This window comes from Bacillus sp. TH13 (assembly GCF_016651175.1).
Classification (GTDB): domain Bacteria; phylum Bacillota; class Bacilli; order Bacillales; family Bacillaceae_G; genus Bacillus_A; species Bacillus_A thuringiensis_S.
On record NZ_JAEKEJ010000020.1, the window covers coordinates 202,311 to 219,105 of the forward strand.

The window sequence follows — 16,795 nt, forward strand, 5'->3', positions numbered from 1 at the left end:
CTTTGCTTTTTTATAAAATCCCTTTTAACTTTTCACCAATTAACTTCGCTACATACTCATAGCCTTCTGGCCCAAAGTGTAATCCATCTTTTTCATCATTTTCTACAAACCCTTTATAATTCAGTTCTTGAATCATTTCAGCATACAAATTTAGAAAATAGCTTCCTGTTTCTTTCGCCACTTCCTCTACCACGTCTGCATACTGACAGAGCACTTCATTTGTTCTATTGTGCTGCCTCTCTTCATCAACTGGTGCAGGGCTAATCAGTAGTACTTTATTTGATGAAATCTGTTTCACAATCTGCTCTAAGTTTTCTTTGTATTCCTGTAGTGACGTTTGTGAAAAAGAGACCGCATCATTCGTACCAAGAAAAACTGTTACGAAATCTGGTTTATATAATATTACATCTTCTTCAATCCTATTTAACGCATCGAACGTATTATCACCTGGAACACCTGCATTCACTACTTTCCAATCTGGAAACATTACTTGTAACCTTGGCGTTAATCTAGGTATCCCATCAAAAAATACATCATCAGCTGTAATACTATCTCCAAAACATACTAACGTTTTCATTAAGCTACTCTCCTTTTACGTATGAAACAACTTTCCTTCTATTGCTTTTATATACCTGTCAGCAGAACGTTCAACTGCCTCATTTGCATTTTCTTTTACTACTCGATGAAAAGCATTGTATAAACGATTAAACTGTAACGGCTTCACTCGGTTCACCATTTCTTCCACTTTTCTCGCTGGTAATGGAATTAAGTTTGGATAGCTATACATAAAACTTACCCACCGCTCATCCGCTACAACTTGAATAATATCACCTGTTAACAAAATCCCTTTTCCATCATTACCTTCTTCCCAATGCAATACAGAACCACCACTAAAATGTCCTCCAAGACGATGTACAGTAATCCCATCCGCTAATTGTAAAGACTCACCAGACCAATAAATAATACGACTACTTGGGCGCATCACCCATTCTTTATCATCTTCGTGTATATAAATTGGTACATCAAATGTCTCTGCCCATTCTACTTGCGTTGAATAATAATGAGGATGAGACAATGCAATTGCATCTAATCCACCAAGCTCTTTTATTTTCGCAATTGTCGTTTCATCTAAATACGTAATGCAGTCCCACAGTAAACGATATGACTCTGTTTTCACTATAAATGCCGTTTGACCGATCGCAAATCCTGGTTTTGTCGTAATACTATAAAGTCCATTTTCCTCTTTGATTATTTCATTTTTATATGTATCATCTGTTTGCAAATTTTCTAAAGTCGTCCAAGACTGCCCTTTCGGATTCACATACTGCCTTTCTTCATCACAAATATGACAACTCACCGGTTCTTCTACACTCGCTGCATACTGCACGCCACACGTTGTACAAACGAAATTTTTCATCATAATTTCCCCTATCCCTATATTTTTATTAAACTGATTTTTGTTGATAATGATCTACTTTTTTATTTTCAATTTGATAACTTTCTTTACAAGTTTACTAAGAACACTCCATTTATGGCCTAGTTTGCAAGAAGTTGTGCCCTCAAGGAATGAGTAAACAATATAGCGATTTAAAGGTTCCTTATATAAAAGCTTTGGAAATAATTCGTCCTTTTTATAAAACTGAAGAAAATAAGCTTCTTCACGTATGACATCCGATTCATTCAACTTTATAACGTATTGTTCATCTAACAAATATATAGTACTTGTCGTTCCCCGTTTAATGCTTTTACGCTATTTGGATAATGTGAAATAATTTTTTCCTTAACTAGTTGTGCGGTGATTATTGAAATGTCCATTCTCTCACCCTTCAACTCCGAATATTTCCTTAATTCAAAAGACACCTTTACTATCATTTGACAAACATAAAGGAATTCCTCCTAAAAATCTTAATATAACAAAAAATAATTTTATTTCATTTCAACTGCTTCCTTCAATATTCCATCATATAGTTCATTCCATTTATGGTAATACGATGTGATTTCTTCACTCCAAATGATCTTCATTTAATCTAATAATTTCTATTGAATTATCTCTTTCTTTTAACTTATGAGCCAAACTTTCTACACCAAACACTTCTGTAAACGTATGACTGCCTACAATTAAATTAATTCCTTTAAATTTCGCATGTTGCACTGTATATAATGTTTTTTCACCTGTTATGTACGTGTCACATCCTTTTTCTAATGCACGTTCAATCAAATTTGTATTGTTTCCTGCACCGGTTAAGATCGCAATCCGTTTTACTGGTTTATCGTGATTTCTCCAGCTCTTCACTTTCTCTTCCATTTTTTCTTCAAGTTTTCCAACTAAGTTTGAAAAAGGAATCGCTTCTTTATATTTTCCTATTCCCGGTAGTTCTTCTTCCTCATAGGTTGAATATTCCAGTATTGTATCTATCCCAATTTCGTTAAATAACGATGTACACGTGCCAAACTTTACAAAATCTAACGGCAAATGAATCCAAAAATGATTCATTTCATATTGCTTCAATTTCTCAATACAAGCCTCTTCCATACCAAATAAAAAACTCCACGGCGCATGATGTGTAACTATCATATCGACTCCATTTCGATACGCTTCTTCAATAGTTTCTAACGTTAAATTTGTTGTGTAACCGATTTTGTGAAATTCATCTTTACTTATATAAGTAAAACCATATTCATCATCGCCATATTTATGAAGATGCTCTCCAAATAGTGATGTTATATGTTCGTTAAACTGCTTTATATTCATTTTATTTCTCCTTTCATTTACTTTTATATTTCAAAAATAAGGAAATACTAAATAAACACGTTACATACATATAGGAGGACATTATGAAACCTGAATTTTTAAAAGCTGTACATGATGCCATTGGAAATGTCGAACACATTCATATAGAAGAAAGCGGTGCTGACAGTTTAATTATTCATCACGATGATGCACAGCAATTACAACAAGTTGCTAAAACGTTGGAAAACAACAATTTCCGCTCTGCATTAAGAACAACTGGAGATGCTTCGTATATTGAAGTGTTGAACAGATAATGAAAGTCCGGATGTATTCCGGGCTTTCTTTTTTATCCCGAATTAACGGGCAGTAGGACCCCCACTGATTAAAGTTTCACTTTATATTGAAATTTCAAACTCTTTCACATACACTGCAGTTCCAGCAATATCTATTTGTAACTTCTCATTTTTTACATCTTTCGTTACATATACCTTTACACGACCATCTTTATGTATTTCTTGACCTTGCTCAACGATTAAATCCAATTCATGTTCAAAATCTTTCTCTAAATACTCCGCATAATACGCTCCCATTACACCTGAAGCTGTTCCTGTCACTGGATCTTCAATCGTCCCAGCGTAAGCTGACGAAAAATGACGGCCGTGCATTTGTGCTAGTTCATCATAAGTTTCTAGACAAATTGGGTGAATAGAAGCATTAGGTATTTCTTTTAATACTGATGGAAATGCAGCATTATTAGGTTTCATTCTCTCACACGCATCTAGATTTTTAATCGGCACAATTACAGTCCAATTCCCCGTACTTCCATATACTATCGGTAAACTTACATCTAAATCATTTACTTCCAAACCAATACTATGAGCTAATTCTTCTTTTGAACCTGCAAAATCTTTAAACTGAGGTGCTGCCTGCCTCATTTTAATAAAGGTTTCTCCCTTTTCATTCACATCTATTTGTATCGGTAAAATCCCAGCCTTCGTTTCAATCGTAAGGTTACTTTTCTCTTCTAATAAACCTTTTTCGCGCAAGGCATATATCGTCCCTACTGTCCCATGACCACATAAATCCATTTCAAAACCAGGTGTAAAATAGCGCATTCTTATATCTCCTACTTCTGAGGAAAGAACAAAAGTTGTTTCGTTATATCCAACTTTTTCAGCAATACGCTGCATCTCCTTTTCTGTTAATCCATACGCCTCTAATACAACACCTGCTGGATTTCCCTTATTTGGTTTATCCGTAAATGCGTCATAATGAAATACATTTATAGTCTTCATTTTCTTTTCTCCTAATCTACTTTAAAAATTTTATAATAAAGCTCTGTCTCCGTTTTCACCGAACAATAATTTCTCCAAAATATCCTCTGCATCTTTTCATTTGAAGTATGTGTACTTCCGATGTAATAAGTAGCCCCCATTTCCTTTAACATATGTAAAGATTGAAGATGCAGCTGGGAAGCAATTCCTTTCCCACGATAATAAGGCATTACTCCAAAGTAAAATAATCGTCCTTCACTTTCTGTTCCAGTTTCTATATGCGGTATGGACATACCAATTGGCTCAGTTTTATCATAAAAAACAATACATGACTTTTCCCAACCCTTACCTAACTCTGTTTGCACTGAATAAAAATGTTCATCGATAGTTAAAATTGAAGTTTGATTCCCTGAACCCGACATACATTGTTCCCAAATGTATTTAAATTCTTTTTCCAATAACGTTCCTTCTGCTATTGATCGATATGTATATTGTCTTTCAAGCTCTTCTACATTGTTCAATTCTCTACATACTTCTATCTTTGCGGCATACAAAGAAAAACCGGCATCAAGTAACTCTTTCACACTTGAGTTATAACTACTAAACCTTTTGTTTAATACAATACTTGCTCTTTTTAACTCCCAATTAAAACAAACCTCTTCAAATCTACCTATCTTTTCTTTATATGTTTGTACGTTATACAAAACATCTTCTTCTATTTCTTCAATCGTTACTGCCTTTGGTAAGCCATTTAATATTTTTTTAGACGGGCCAAATAGATTCTGAATGATTGCAAGATCGTATATCACCACTTTAATTCCCCCATACCAGGCTCAATAAACTTCCCTGAAACATCCTCATTTGAATCTATTATCCAATCATATATATTTTTTGCTCCTTCAGCCGGAGTCATATTCGCATCAAAGGCACCAATATCAGTTCTTAATTTCCCTGGGTGAATGGCAGTTACACGAATTCCTTTATTCTCAAACTCTTGTTGTAAGCAGAGTGTTAACATATTTTGTGCAGCTTTAGCAATTCGATATGAATATGAGAACTGGCCTTGCGGAAACTCTTTGTTCGCCATTTTATGTAATGATCCTAATCGAGAGGACATATTTATTATTCTCGGATGATTCGATTTAGTTAACGCCACATATGTACCTTTTACAGCCCGAATTACACCTAAGCAATGAATATTAAATAAGTCCGTTAACTCTTCTGAATTTGTATGTAAAATCTCAGTCTCCTTCCCAGTAATGCCAGCGTTATTTATAACTAGATCAACATACTCTGTATATTCCTCAAGCTGTTTCTTAATTTGCCCCATACTCTCATCAGCCGATAAGTCTGCCAACATAGGAAAACATCTACAACTAAACATTTGCTCCAATTGCGTTACCGCAGCCTCAGTTCTAACTAATGGATAAACAATATGCCCATTTTCATGAAATACTTTTACTAACTGTAACCCTAATCCACGATTTCCACCTGTAATAAATACTCTCATATATTCATCTCCTTATTTTTAAAATAAATAAGAAAATCCATCCATTTACCATTCTCTAATGAAAATGCCTCTCTCTTGCATTCAAATGAAAAACCTGCTCTTTCTGCAAGGCGCACTGATGGCTCATTATCAACACGTATATGTAATTCGATTCTATGAAAATCAAGGCTATTAAAAAATAACGGTAACGTAGCGTTTACACTTTCTACCCCATATCCATTTTTCCAATATTGATTATGAATAGAGTAGCCCATCATCGCCCATTGATAGTCCATACGTAAAATTTTTATTAGCTCTAGCTTTCCAATATTAGCCCCATCTTCTTTACGAAAAATACCTAATACATACATCTCATCTCGATGTGCTGCTTCATCAAAACCCCTTATCCATTCCGTGAACCATTCTTTTGTTGATGATGCCATAACTTGATAGCCATCGTCATATTTATACTGCGATGGCAGTCTCTTATTAAATCCATCTAACCAACTTTCGTAATCATCTTTTTGGAACGGACGGATCATAAGTTTCTCCGTCTCTACTTGTAATAGCGGCAGCTTCATTTACATCTCTTCCTCCAGTAATTGATTGAATATTCTTTGTTATCTTACACGAAATACAAAATCTAGTAACAAACCTTATGCCCATCAACTTAAGAAATCGGTAGTTCCCCAATACGAAAAAAATAAGTCGAATTCTATAATTAACTGTACAAGGGGAAATTTTTCATTTTGAGGTAATTCCAAATCCTTGGCTTGATAACGATGTGACGGTCGCCCTCCTTAGGAAAATTACTTGGATTCACTAAAGAAGAAATTGTACAAAAACGTCATTTTAAATAATCAAGTCAGATTATCTATTTCTAACTTGATTATTTAAAATATAAACCTTTGCCCACTGGCTGAACAGTTTCAAGCACAGTGTCAACCATTTCTTCATTAATCAAAGTTCTTATAATCCAAGCTGAGAGATCTTGAGCAGCAAAACAACCTGCGGCAGTCGAGATATTCCCTTCGTTTACGAAGCTTTGTTCAATAACGTCTACATCAAATTCTTTAAGTTGTTCTACTACAGATGGATATGTAGTTGCTTTTTTACCAGTTAACAATTTTTTAGCTCCTAGTAGTAGTGAACCAGAGCACATAGAGCCTATTAATTGTCTTTGAAGATCTACATGAATGCTATTAAGATATTCTTGATTTTGATATAAACCTTGGACCCCCTTGCCACTTCCAAATATTACTGCGTCAGCGGAAGGTATATCAGATATGCTTCCTGTCATGGGGATACGTAAGCCAGACATGGATATATGAGTTTTTTCCGTTCCTAATAGCTGGACAGTCCAATCAGAAATACCGCCAACTAAACGTACACGATTTAATAAATCCCATGGTAAAAAAACATCTATATCAGTAAAGTTATCGAAACAGACTATCGCAATTTTCATTCTCTAGCCCCCTAATTATTTAAATGTTAAAAACATTTTAATTATAACAATTTCAAGTGGAGGTAGCGAGGTTTAAATTACCTAATAATCGAATATCGTTCGAGCGTTACCAAGCTAAAAAATTGCATCAAAAAAACAAAAACGTTTATACTCTCCACTATCAGAAACATTAACAAAAACCCAGTCATGCTTTATACATAACTGGGTTCTCCATTATTTCATAATTTTCTATTTCACAAGAACAGCATCTCTTAATTCCCTCTTCAACACTTTTCCTAAAGCGTTTTTCGGTAACTCATCTATGAATACCACTTCTGGTATTTTGTAACTGGCTAATTTCTGTTTACAATACTGAATAATACTTTCTTCTGTTAATATTGTTTCGCTATCCTTCACAATGAAAGCTCTTGGAACCTCTCCCCAAAAGTCATCTAGAACTCCAACTACTGCAACTTCTAAAACACCATGTATTTCATGAATAACATCTTCTACTTGATCTGGATATACATTGTCACCACCGCGTATAATAACGTCTTTATATCTTCCCATAATATGCAGGAATCCATCGTCATCTATCATGCCAGCATCACCCATGTTAAACCAGTTATCTTTTACTACCTTCTTTGTCGCCTTTTCATTATTCCAATACCCTTTAAACATGTATGGACTTTTCACATGAATCTCTCCAACTTCATTTGTTGTTAGTTCATGTCCTGTTTCCGGATGAACAATTTTCACCTCTACATTTTTCAAGGTTTTTCCTACAGAAGACATCTTTTCTTTTCCCATCATTGGATGCCATGAGGTTACAACCCAACCTTCTGTACTACCATAACCTTGCACCATATATATTCCTTTTTCCATATATTTTTGAATGAGTGTTTCTGGCACTTTTGTACCACCGCTTTGTGCTACTTTAAAGGTTGAAATATTACGTTCTTTTTTATTTAATTCATCAAGCATGTAACTATAAACAGCTGGGAACGCAAGCATCGTAGTAATTTTCTCTTCTTCAATCTTATCCCAAATAAGAGTAGGATTCGAATCAGCTAAGAAAATCATCGTAACGCCATGATAAATACAATTTAAAATAGAAAGCACGCCACTCATATGGAACAATGGATGCACAGATAAAAAGCGTTCACCTGCTGGGATTTCTCTTTGTCCCGCAATTTCAGCAAAATAGTGATGTAAGTTTTTATGTCCAATTACACATGCTTTCGCCTGTCCAGTCGTTCCTGAAGTAAACAAGTAAATGGCATCGTCTTCTTCATGAACTTCTACGTTCGGTTCTGTCGTTGGCTGTTTTTGCAACTCTAATTCAAATGAACCAAAGTCTTTTTTTGTCGTTTGAATTACATAAGGAATTTCTTTAACAGCATCAACCTTTAATAACACTTCACTAAATTCTTCATCAATAACTAACACTTTTAATTTCGCTTCTTTTACAATCGTTTCTAATTCATAAACAGTCAGCTGATGATTTAGCGGAATAAATACCGCTCCAATTTTTAAACTTGCCATCATAACGCTTGGAAATGGGTGATTATTTTTGCATAGTATTCCTATACGATCTCCTCTTTGCACACCATTATGTAACAAATAATGTGCAAGCTGATTTACTCGTTCATTATATTGCTGAAACGAATATCTTTTCTTCCCCCCTACAAGCGCTTCCAAATTTGGTGATTGCATTGCTCTCTTTTGTAATAATTGTCGCATCGTTCTCAAGTAAAACTCCCCTTTATATATGTTAGGTTTTTTATTTTACCAGATTAACTATTAATTTACTAAAGATTACACTTAGTGAATATAAGGAAAATATAAAATAGCCATTTACTTCACAAGTAAATGGCTATTTTTCATTATATATTAGAATACTTCTTGTTCATCACATATTGCACATACTCAGGTGCACTTTTATCAATCTCTTCATCACTTAGTTTATATTCTGCACCATATAAATAAAAGGAAGGTATAAATTCCATACCTGTATATAAGCATGTAGCTTGGAATGGTTTCGTCAACTCATCCATTGTAATCCCACTATTTTCATAGTCTTTTTCTAATCCACCTATAGAAATAGCTACACCAAATTCTTTCCCCTTCACTTTATCTCCTTTAGATCCGTACGCAAATCCATATGTTAATACATCATCGAACCATTTTTTTAATAATGGTGGTGAGCTGTACCAGTAAAGCGGAAATTGAAATATATATCTGTCATGTTCTACTAATAACTTTTGCTCTTCTTCAATATTAAACTCCCAATTCGGTGCCACTTTATACAATTCATGCACCGTAATTTCATCCGAATATTTCTCAAGTTCTTCAATCCATCTTTTATTAATTTTTGATTTTTCAATATCAGGATGTGCTACAATTACAAGTGTTTTCATCTTTTTTCATCCCCTTTATAAATTATTCAACCCTTTACGTATTAGTATGAATGAGTCACATATAATTGAAAAGTACGTACTTTAAAGTGCTATAGGAACCTTAAAGTACCTGTGGAGGTGTTATATGAATCAAAATGATAATTGCCCAATTGCAACAACACTCGATGTAATCGGTGGAAAATGGAAAGTTCATATTTTATGTATTTTGTCGGATGGAAAAATGCGAACAAATGAAATTAAACGAGAAATCCCAAACATTACACAAAAGGTTCTTACACAACAACTTCGGCAACTTGAAGCTGATGGGATTATCTATCGTACCGTATATCAAGAAGTACCACCAAAGGTTGAGTACACCATAAGTGAATACGGAAAATCTTTAATGCAAATAATGAATGATCTGTTTGAATGGGGAAAAGATCATCAGATTAAAAGATTACATGACTAAAAAAGCACTATATACTTTGTTTAATCCTCTACGTTCATATTTTTTATTTCTATAAAGTTTATTTTCATCATTTTTTAGCTAACTTGTTTTCTTAGATTGATGGACGTGACCCCACATCCATCAATCTAAAAAGATACAATTAGAAAAATGAGATTTCTATAAAGTTTCGCATATAAACACTACTTCCGCCTCATTAAGCGCTCGCTCTACTTTTTCTAATCTCAATTGTACGTAAGCTATAAAGAAGCACCCCTAAACCGAGAATTTTTTCATTATTAGACGCATTAGAACCTAAGGTAACAGTAGGTACATTTAAACCCATAAACCTTTCACTCCATTCTATAGGCATATAAAAAGATACTCCTTAAAAATAAAAAACGCTATTCTCTCTGTAAAATCATAGAAAAGAATAGCGCTTTTTATTTTGAAATAGAAGTCATCATTTAAACTAAACATGCTAATATTGATTTTGTGCGATTGTCAGTTACCTCATAATAAATTTCTAATCCTTTCCGAGTACCTGTAACCATTTTAGCAGCTTTTAGTTTAGATAAATGTTGACTAATTGTACTTTGAGGCATTTGTAAATCCCCATACATTGTTGTTACATTAGTAGGACCTTTTGCAAGCATTATTTTTACTAAAGATAGACGAACTGGATGCGCCAATACCTTTAACACCTCAGCGATTTCTTGAAACATTTCTTTTTTTCTTTCATCTTATTTCTCCCCTTTTATATACATATTTATGTTATCCATATATATAATTCGAAGGTATATGCGTTTTTGTGTCCGTCATTTTAAAAAATATAAAAAAACTTTAATCCGAAACTAAAGGATTAGCTTAACATAATGTCTCACTATTCATAATGAATAGGAATCTCATTATAGAAGCAGCAGTTTTTATGCTACAACTCTACATTCAACTAACTAAAACTAATGAAAAAGAGCAAATAGTCTGCTCTTTTATGATGCCTCCTTATGTTCCGTGGAATGTTTAACACTCCCCAGTCTCTTTAGTTTATTCCACCCTACCGCTACTCCTCAAAGCGATGAGAATATAGATTTAATGACAACATAGGTCATAAATTGACGATAAATAAAACGTTGTAAAATTAACCATGCCAATGGTTTTGGGTTCTCTTCCTCTAATTTAAATGCGAACAGAGAAGCGAGAAGATCCATTAAAAAGAATACAAGATAAAATCCTAAAACTTTTAGCGGATTACTACTAAATAGTCCTATAATCATTAATATATCTGCAAAAGGAGCAATGAATTGCAGAACATATTGGAATAACCACATATTAGGCAGTGCAATAAATCCTAATGTTTTATGTTTTGAATTACACAACGCTTTTCGATGTTTCCAAAGACATTGAAGTGTACCATATGACCAACGATAGCGCTGTTTAATGAGACTTTTCACATCCTCAGGTGATTCCGTAAAAGCATGCGCTTTTTCTTCATATACAATTCTATGCCCTTGACGTAAAAATGTAATAGTAAGATCCGTATCTTCTGCTAATGTATCTTCGCTTAAATATCCAGATTCAACTACATTCTTCTTGCGCCACGCCCCAATAGCTCCTGGAACGACTGTAATACAATTTAACTCATCAAAAGCTCTACGTTCTAAATTAAACCCTGTAATATACTCAACATGTTGCCAAGTAGTTAACAAATTCCGTCTATTCCCCACTTTGACATTACCTGAAACTGCAGCTACATTCTGATCTTCAAAGTGTCTAACCATTAAAGAAATAGCATCTTGCGCAATAATAGTATCCGCATCTAAAGTGACAATGATTTCTCCTCGCGATTGTTGAAACCCTAGGTTCATTGCCGATGATTTCCCGCCGTTTTCTTTCTGAATGAAACGAACTTTAGGGTGTTTATAAAATGTTTCTTTCATTACTTTTGACGTACCATCTGTCGATCCGTCATCCACAACAATAACTTCAAATTCTCTATAATTACTATCCAAAATTGAGCGAATCGTCTTAGCTATCACCTTTTCTTCATTATATGCTGCTATGACAACACTAACAAAAGGTTGATAGGACGAATTAATATAGCGAGATAACGTTTTTCTTTTCTGCTTCCATGCAAAATAAATTAAGAATAAAAATCGAAAAATCCCTAATCCAATAGCAATATAAAAAATAGTTGTTAATATATGCTTAAAGTATCCTGCCCCTGAAAAGACAGCTTTATTGTAAAGTAAATATTGCTTCCCCTCAGAAGAAACAGGAGGCATAATTTCATCTCGTTCTTTATTCATTAAATCTGAAATTGTTACAAAACTATATCCATGCTTTTTTAGATCTTTAATAATGATTGGGAGCGCCTCTACTGTATGTGTACGATTCCCTCCCGCATCATGGAGAAGAATAATATTTCCCTCTCCCTTATAAATGGGATTAAGAGCACGCTTTACTAATTCATTTGTTGATGGTGTTGCCCAGTCTTCGGGATCAACTTTTTCCGCTACCATTGTATAGTTCATATTTTGTGCACGTAAAATAGGCAATATTTCATTTGATGAATCCGGGTTAGCATCCGCTTCATATGGTGGTCTAAATAAAACCGTAGAATGTCCAGTTACTTCCTGAATTAAACGTTGCGTCGTATTAAGTTCTACTTTCGTTCGCAGTAAAGACGTATCAGCTATGTTAGGATGCTTGAAAGTATGATTGCCAATTTCATGCCCTTCATCGTATATTCTTTTTACAATACTAGTATTTAGTTGTGCGTTTTCACCAAGTACAAAAAAAGCAGCTTTTATTTTATTCTCTTTTAATATATCTAAAATTTCTGGCGTATATTTCGGGTCTGGTCCATCATCAAATGTTAATACTACTTGTTTCCCATTTGGTTTTCCATATCGTTGCACTTCATATGCAGATGGTAAGGATTGATATACTTCATCTGTAAGGTAACCATCTTTGCCTACTTTAAAATCTCTCAATCCATTTTTTCTTTCATTCTCAATCTGTAAAATTTCACCTTGTCCAGAATAATTTACTTCATCTAAACTATTGATTTTATGTAATACATTAGGATTTTTTTGTGCCTCAATCGGATTTTTTAAAACTTTCCATATTGTAGGGTCTTCTGCTCCTAGTCTCCATAACGCAAATCCCTTTGCATTATTGTCCATTGCGATTTTCACTTGATTATAAAGAGTTACACCGTCTAAGAACCAAGCAGTATGTTCTTTCCCTTCTGTTTTATACCTAAAATAAGGGTTTCCACTCATCTTATCCCATTGAATTTTCATATTTGAATCATGAGCTATTGCCATAACTTCTGAGAAAGTTAAAGACTTCGCAGCTTCTTTACTATTTACTTGCCAATCATATCCATAGTTACCGAAAGCAACTATAAGCTTATTAGACGGAATATTCAGTTCTTTTAATGTGTGTTGGAACCATTTATTTGAAGCAATTGGTCCTGGTTCCCCGGCTTCATAGTGCTCATCGTACATCATTACAATCATTCGATCTATTATTTTTGCTAACGCACTATAATCAAAAGCCTTATCATTAGCTGGAACATCTTGTGTAACGAGCAAATCATGTTCATGAAATTCCGTAGTAAGTTCTTTCATAAAATTTGTTAAGCTTTCTCTATCACTTTCAGGTACGGCCTCAAAGTCAATATTAATACCTGAAAACTGATTTTTTTTAACTTGGCTTACTAAATCATTAATAAACTTTGTCTTTACATCGTTTGAGGAACTCAGTAACTTATGAATTAGCCCACTATCAGGACCAGAAGCTTCCTCAGTATAGTTAGTAAGCAAAGGCATAATCTTCACTTGATTCTTTTCTGCCAACTTTACTATCTCAGGTTTTATCTCACTTCTAATCGTTAAATCTGCTTTTAAATGATACCACTCTGGTACTAACGTAGTTAATGAATCGATATTTTCTTTTAGAGAAGCGGTACTATTTTCATCCCAGTTTACATAAAAACCATACACTTCTTTAGGATGTTTACTATCCTTCGGCGGATTCACCAAATTTTTATTATCCTTCGTTTCGGTATTTAGGTTAAATTCTTCCTTCTTTAACTGCTGATCACTAAGTTTTTGATTAATTGGTACCAGTTTAGTATCTTGTTGTACAGCGGTATTCATATTTGGAATTTCTGGTGTTGAAAAAATACTTTGAAAGAAAAAATAAAATACAACACCTACACTAACTATTGAGATACATAGAAACCAAATAAAGGCTATGTTTCTCCTTCCTTTCGGATCATAAAAAACAGGTTTTTCTTTATCTTTCTCTTGTTGAATGTTTTTCTCCATTATATTTTTCACATACTCCTTCTTAATAGAACTATAGAATAATAAAGTGCAACTTTAATCAGCCCTCACCAATTGGGCATTTACAAGCAGCCCAACTCCCACCTAACTTCTTTGCCCCAGCCAAATTTTGAGATGGAAGTTTTACTGCCCACAATAGCGAGAGAAATCCTTTTAGCTTTGAAATGAATCTCTCAATTCCATATTCTATTGATTCTTCTTTTCATTCCCTTGCTGGTGGCCTCTATTTTCTTGTTGAGACCCCCTACCATTGTTCCCTTGCTCGTTTCCGTCATTTTCTTTCTGGGACCCTCTTCCATTGTTCCCTTGCCCATTTCCATTGTTCCTTTGCTCGTTTCCATTATTCCCCTGTTGAGATCCTCTTCCATTGTTCCCTTGCTCGTTTCCGTTATTTCCCTGTTGAGATCCTCTTCCATTGTTCCCTTGCTCGTTTCCGTTATTTCCCTGTTGAGATCCTCTTCCGTTGTTCCCTTGCCCATTTCCATTATTTCCTTGTTGAGATCCTCTTCCATTATTCCCTTGTTGAGATCCTCTTCCGTTGTTCCCTTGCTGATTCCCATTATTTCCTTGTTGAGCTTCTCTACTGTTATTCTCCTGTTGATTCCCTCTATTTTCTTGCTGAGATCCTCTTTCATTGTTTTCTTTTATTTGCTTCGATGGCTGTTCCTCTGTTTTCTTTTGTTCTTTCTGCTCTTGCTTTTCATATTTTTTTTCTTTTACAGGAGACAAATCCAGTGATGCATCATGAGATGACTCCGGCTGTGATTGCACCTCTTCTTCGTTTTCCACCGGATTAGACGGCGTGGCAGGAGGCGTAAGCGATTTGTTCTTCTCATTCTCTTGCTTTATATAAACACCTGTGCCAATTCCAGCTTTTCTAGCATTCTCTCGTACTTGCATTGTGCTACTTTGATATTCAACTGTAATATGTTTTAGCTCATATTCTTTCTTTAATTCTTTCATTGCCTTTTCCAACTGTGGTTCTAGTGCCTTGTCCTTTGCAACAGCTGTTAGCATAACTTGCTTATCATTCGTTAAATACTTATCCTCTTGACTTTGCTTTATAATAGTACGTATTACTTCTTGTAATTGTTTATTTTCCCATTGCTTCAATTCTTTTAAAATACGCCTTCCATCATCATTACAAGCCTGCAAATCTATAACACGAAAATCCTTTGTTACGCTCACCTCTAAACTTGGATTTATATCAACTGAGACGTAAGCAAATACTTTTTCTTCTGGTTGGTTGTAGAAAAACAGCACTGCAAATAGAAAACAAGCAACAAGTATTGATGCAGGCTTTAAAAAGGAAGGAATCGAAAAATGCGATGCTTTTTGTTCTTGCTCATCAAACGAGATTTCCTCCCCGATTATGCAAGAATCCCCTTTTCTTTTACACGTAATAAACTCTCCATTTGGTGTTAAAACAACTACGCTATGCTTTTTTATATCCATCACAATTCCTTTATTCATCATGCTTTTCCCCTCTTATGTAATCCAGAATATATGTATAGTTGTTTGCAAAAATAATACACATTGCAATAATGTATTTTCTATGTCGTTCCAACGTTTTACGACTTACCCTAACACGCGGTTCAATCTGTTTAAGCGGTAACTTTTTCTTTCGGAACAGCTCTTCCATCATTTCCTCTTCTTTTATAATTATTTTCACAATTTCTATTAAGTGCTCACGTGTATCACGATGCTTAGGAGATTCTTTAGCAAGCTCTGAGAATGTGATTTTAAACTCAGCTAGCACACTTTGAAAATGAAGAATTTCCTCCTTACGGTTACTATTTTCCATCTCTTTCATATACTCCGTAAGCGACACTTGCATTTCTAACATTTCCTCTTGCTCATCTTCTTTTAAAAAGACAAAGTTATGTTTAGACTCCTTACGTATATAGTCAATTACATCTCTTTTTATAAGAAGATCAGCAAACGCTAAAAAGGACTTTCCTTTTGTATATGAATACTGTTCAATTGCTTCGTTAAACGCAAACAATCCAATGCTATATTCATCATCCTGTTCTGTAATATATCGACGGCAGACAGATGAGATTGATTTTCTAATAAAAGGCTGATACTGTACGATAAACGCTTCTTTATCTTCTTCGTTGTTTTGTATGTTACATACGATATCTTCTATTTTCGGTTTTCTTAAGATCTTCATTACTAAACTCAACACTTGTAATCTCCCAGCCTCCTTCAAATAGCAAAATGGTCACTACACAAGTGACCATTTAACCAGATTTTCTTGGTACTTTTCTTTGGGCTTGTCTTCTTGCTGTTAGTTATATTTTTCGATTCTAACTTTTCCTAACGCTTTCTTAATGATTTTCCTTTTCTCTCGGCACTAAAGTTAAGTTTATATTTTTATCTACTTTCTTATTTTCTACCGTTCGTTTTGTTTATTCTTTTTCTATTTTATCTGCAATCCTTGAATAACTCTCCTCTATACCATTGGTAATTTCATCCTTTTATTTTGGATGCCCACTTAATCTAGTAATTTTATTAATACTTCTATATTCTTTCCTACTCATTTTTCTTCACTATACATATTCGGAGGAGTACAAAGTTTTATGGGGGTCAAAAAATATTTTTATAAAAAAATACATATTTATTTCAAAAATAAAAACCATCAAATTGATGGTTTTC

General features: G+C 34.2%; 16 protein-coding genes and 2 pseudogenes. 2 read left to right on the forward strand and 16 right to left on the reverse strand.

Annotated elements, in window-relative coordinates:
• Window positions 1-10: 10 nt before the first annotated feature.
• The 4 genes and pseudogenes from JFU02_RS05770 to JFU02_RS05785 form a co-directional block, all read right to left on the reverse strand.
• Complete coding sequence (locus tag JFU02_RS05770; RefSeq protein ID WP_000855185.1) at window positions 11-577, reverse strand: SGNH/GDSL hydrolase family protein; 567 nt, start codon at window positions 575-577, stop codon at window positions 11-13.
• A 15-nt stretch (window positions 578-592) separates the two neighbouring features.
• Window positions 593-1,420: an MBL fold metallo-hydrolase gene (locus JFU02_RS05775; RefSeq protein WP_003307565.1), complete on the reverse strand. Its 828-nt coding sequence runs from the start codon at window positions 1,418-1,420 to the stop codon at window positions 593-595.
• Window positions 1,421-1,492: 72 nt separating this feature from the next.
• Window positions 1,493-1,815 (reverse strand): annotated as a pseudogene (locus tag JFU02_RS05780) (aminoglycoside phosphotransferase family protein); the annotation flags it as partial.
• 187 nt (window positions 1,816-2,002) lie between these two features.
• Complete coding sequence (locus JFU02_RS05785; protein WP_098285351.1) at window positions 2,003-2,752, reverse strand: Nif3-like dinuclear metal center hexameric protein; 750 nt, start codon at window positions 2,750-2,752, stop codon at window positions 2,003-2,005.
• An 83-nt stretch (window positions 2,753-2,835) separates the two neighbouring features.
• Here JFU02_RS05785 and JFU02_RS05790 point away from each other — a divergent pair, with 83 nt between their 5' ends.
• Window positions 2,836-3,045 carry a hypothetical protein gene (locus tag JFU02_RS05790; RefSeq protein ID WP_000801646.1) on the forward strand — a complete coding sequence of 70 codons (210 nt, stop codon included), beginning with the start codon at window positions 2,836-2,838 and terminating at the stop codon, window positions 3,043-3,045.
• Window positions 3,046-3,126: 81 nt separating this feature from the next.
• Here the strand turns inward: JFU02_RS05790 and JFU02_RS05795 are convergent, their stop codons facing one another.
• The 7 genes from JFU02_RS05795 to JFU02_RS05825 all read right to left on the reverse strand — a co-directional run bounded on the left by JFU02_RS05795 (window position 3,127) and on the right by JFU02_RS05825 (window position 9,358).
• Window positions 3,127-4,026: a PhzF family phenazine biosynthesis isomerase gene (locus JFU02_RS05795; RefSeq protein WP_098285352.1), complete on the reverse strand. Its 900-nt coding sequence runs from the start codon at window positions 4,024-4,026 to the stop codon at window positions 3,127-3,129.
• 11 nt (window positions 4,027-4,037) lie between these two features.
• Window positions 4,038-4,814 (reverse strand): GNAT family N-acetyltransferase, encoded by a 777-nt coding sequence (locus JFU02_RS05800; protein ID WP_103945151.1) that lies wholly within the window; start codon window positions 4,812-4,814, stop codon window positions 4,038-4,040.
• Complete coding sequence (locus JFU02_RS05805; RefSeq protein ID WP_001263470.1) at window positions 4,811-5,515, reverse strand: SDR family NAD(P)-dependent oxidoreductase; 705 nt, start codon at window positions 5,513-5,515, stop codon at window positions 4,811-4,813. The genes JFU02_RS05800 and JFU02_RS05805 overlap by 4 nt, the downstream gene beginning before the upstream one ends.
• A complete protein-coding gene (locus JFU02_RS05810; protein WP_098223402.1) occupies window positions 5,512-6,075 on the reverse strand; it encodes a GNAT family N-acetyltransferase in 564 nt (187 codons plus the stop codon). The genes JFU02_RS05805 and JFU02_RS05810 overlap by 4 nt, the downstream gene beginning before the upstream one ends.
• Before the next feature lie 308 nt (window positions 6,076-6,383).
• The gene (locus JFU02_RS05815; protein WP_000684451.1) at window positions 6,384-6,959 is read right to left on the reverse strand and encodes a DJ-1/PfpI family protein; all 576 of its coding nucleotides are present in this window, start codon (window positions 6,957-6,959) and stop codon (window positions 6,384-6,386) included.
• Between the two features lie 228 nt (window positions 6,960-7,187).
• Window positions 7,188-8,690 (reverse strand): class I adenylate-forming enzyme family protein, encoded by a 1,503-nt coding sequence (locus tag JFU02_RS05820; protein ID WP_141541157.1) that lies wholly within the window; start codon window positions 8,688-8,690, stop codon window positions 7,188-7,190.
• A gap of 134 nt (window positions 8,691-8,824) precedes the next feature.
• Window positions 8,825-9,358 carry an NAD(P)H-dependent oxidoreductase gene (locus JFU02_RS05825; protein ID WP_000855231.1) on the reverse strand — a complete coding sequence of 178 codons (534 nt, stop codon included), beginning with the start codon at window positions 9,356-9,358 and terminating at the stop codon, window positions 8,825-8,827.
• A gap of 124 nt (window positions 9,359-9,482) precedes the next feature.
• On the opposite strand from JFU02_RS05825, the gene JFU02_RS05830 reads away from it, so the two are divergent.
• Window positions 9,483-9,806: a winged helix-turn-helix transcriptional regulator gene (locus JFU02_RS05830; RefSeq protein ID WP_001072980.1), complete on the forward strand. Its 324-nt coding sequence runs from the start codon at window positions 9,483-9,485 to the stop codon at window positions 9,804-9,806.
• A gap of 193 nt (window positions 9,807-9,999) precedes the next feature.
• On the opposite strand, the gene JFU02_RS05835 is transcribed toward JFU02_RS05830, so the two are convergent.
• From JFU02_RS05835 to sigI, 5 genes and pseudogenes are all read right to left on the reverse strand, one after another.
• Complete coding sequence (locus JFU02_RS05835) at window positions 10,000-10,155, reverse strand: hypothetical protein (protein ID WP_170959179.1); 156 nt, start codon at window positions 10,153-10,155, stop codon at window positions 10,000-10,002.
• Between the two features lie 94 nt (window positions 10,156-10,249).
• Window positions 10,250-10,507: an ArsR/SmtB family transcription factor gene (locus JFU02_RS05840; protein ID WP_000485077.1), complete on the reverse strand. Its 258-nt coding sequence runs from the start codon at window positions 10,505-10,507 to the stop codon at window positions 10,250-10,252.
• Window positions 10,508-10,771: 264 nt separating this feature from the next.
• Window positions 10,772-14,119 (reverse strand): annotated as a pseudogene (locus JFU02_RS05845) (trifunctional glycoside hydrolase family 18/polysaccharide deacetylase/glycosyltransferase family 2 protein).
• A gap of 204 nt (window positions 14,120-14,323) precedes the next feature.
• Entirely contained in the window at window positions 14,324-15,613 is a 1,290-nt protein-coding gene (locus JFU02_RS05850) for an anti-sigma factor domain-containing protein (protein WP_061666674.1), read from the reverse strand.
• A complete protein-coding gene (gene sigI, locus JFU02_RS05855) occupies window positions 15,603-16,325 on the reverse strand; it encodes an RNA polymerase sigma factor SigI (RefSeq protein WP_002101143.1) in 723 nt (240 codons plus the stop codon). Before sigI ends, JFU02_RS05850 begins: the two co-directional genes overlap by 11 nt.
• Between the last annotated feature and the right edge of the window lie 470 nt (window positions 16,326-16,795).

Bases quoted from the DNA above. Each gene is read 5' to 3' on its own strand.
- JFU02_RS05795 (WP_098285352.1), bottom strand. From the start codon at position 4,026: ATGAAGACTATAAATGTATTTCATTATGACGCATTTACGGATAAACCA.
- JFU02_RS05835 (WP_170959179.1), bottom strand. From the start codon at position 10,155: ATGCCTATAGAATGGAGTGAAAGGTTTATGGGTTTAAATGTACCTACT.
- JFU02_RS05805 (WP_001263470.1), bottom strand. From the start codon at position 5,515: ATGAGAGTATTTATTACAGGTGGAAATCGTGGATTAGGGTTACAGTTA.
- JFU02_RS05840 (WP_000485077.1), bottom strand. From the start codon at position 10,507: ATGTTTCAAGAAATCGCTGAGGTGTTAAAGGTATTGGCGCATCCAGTT.
- JFU02_RS05810 (WP_098223402.1), bottom strand. From the start codon at position 6,075: ATGAAGCTGCCGCTATTACAAGTAGAGACGGAGAAACTTATGATCCGT.
- JFU02_RS05825 (WP_000855231.1), bottom strand. From the start codon at position 9,358: ATGAAAACACTTGTAATTGTAGCACATCCTGATATTGAAAAATCAAAA.
- JFU02_RS05850 (WP_061666674.1), bottom strand. From the start codon at position 15,613: ATGATGAATAAAGGAATTGTGATGGATATAAAAAAGCATAGCGTAGTT.
- JFU02_RS05815 (WP_000684451.1), bottom strand. From the start codon at position 6,959: ATGAAAATTGCGATAGTCTGTTTCGATAACTTTACTGATATAGATGTT.
- JFU02_RS05830 (WP_001072980.1), top strand. From the start codon at position 9,483: ATGAATCAAAATGATAATTGCCCAATTGCAACAACACTCGATGTAATC.
- JFU02_RS05790 (WP_000801646.1), top strand. From the start codon at position 2,836: ATGAAACCTGAATTTTTAAAAGCTGTACATGATGCCATTGGAAATGTC.
- JFU02_RS05770 (WP_000855185.1), bottom strand. From the start codon at position 577: ATGAAAACGTTAGTATGTTTTGGAGATAGTATTACAGCTGATGATGTA.
- JFU02_RS05785 (WP_098285351.1), bottom strand. From the start codon at position 2,752: ATGAATATAAAGCAGTTTAACGAACATATAACATCACTATTTGGAGAG.
- JFU02_RS05775 (WP_003307565.1), bottom strand. From the start codon at position 1,420: ATGATGAAAAATTTCGTTTGTACAACGTGTGGCGTGCAGTATGCAGCG.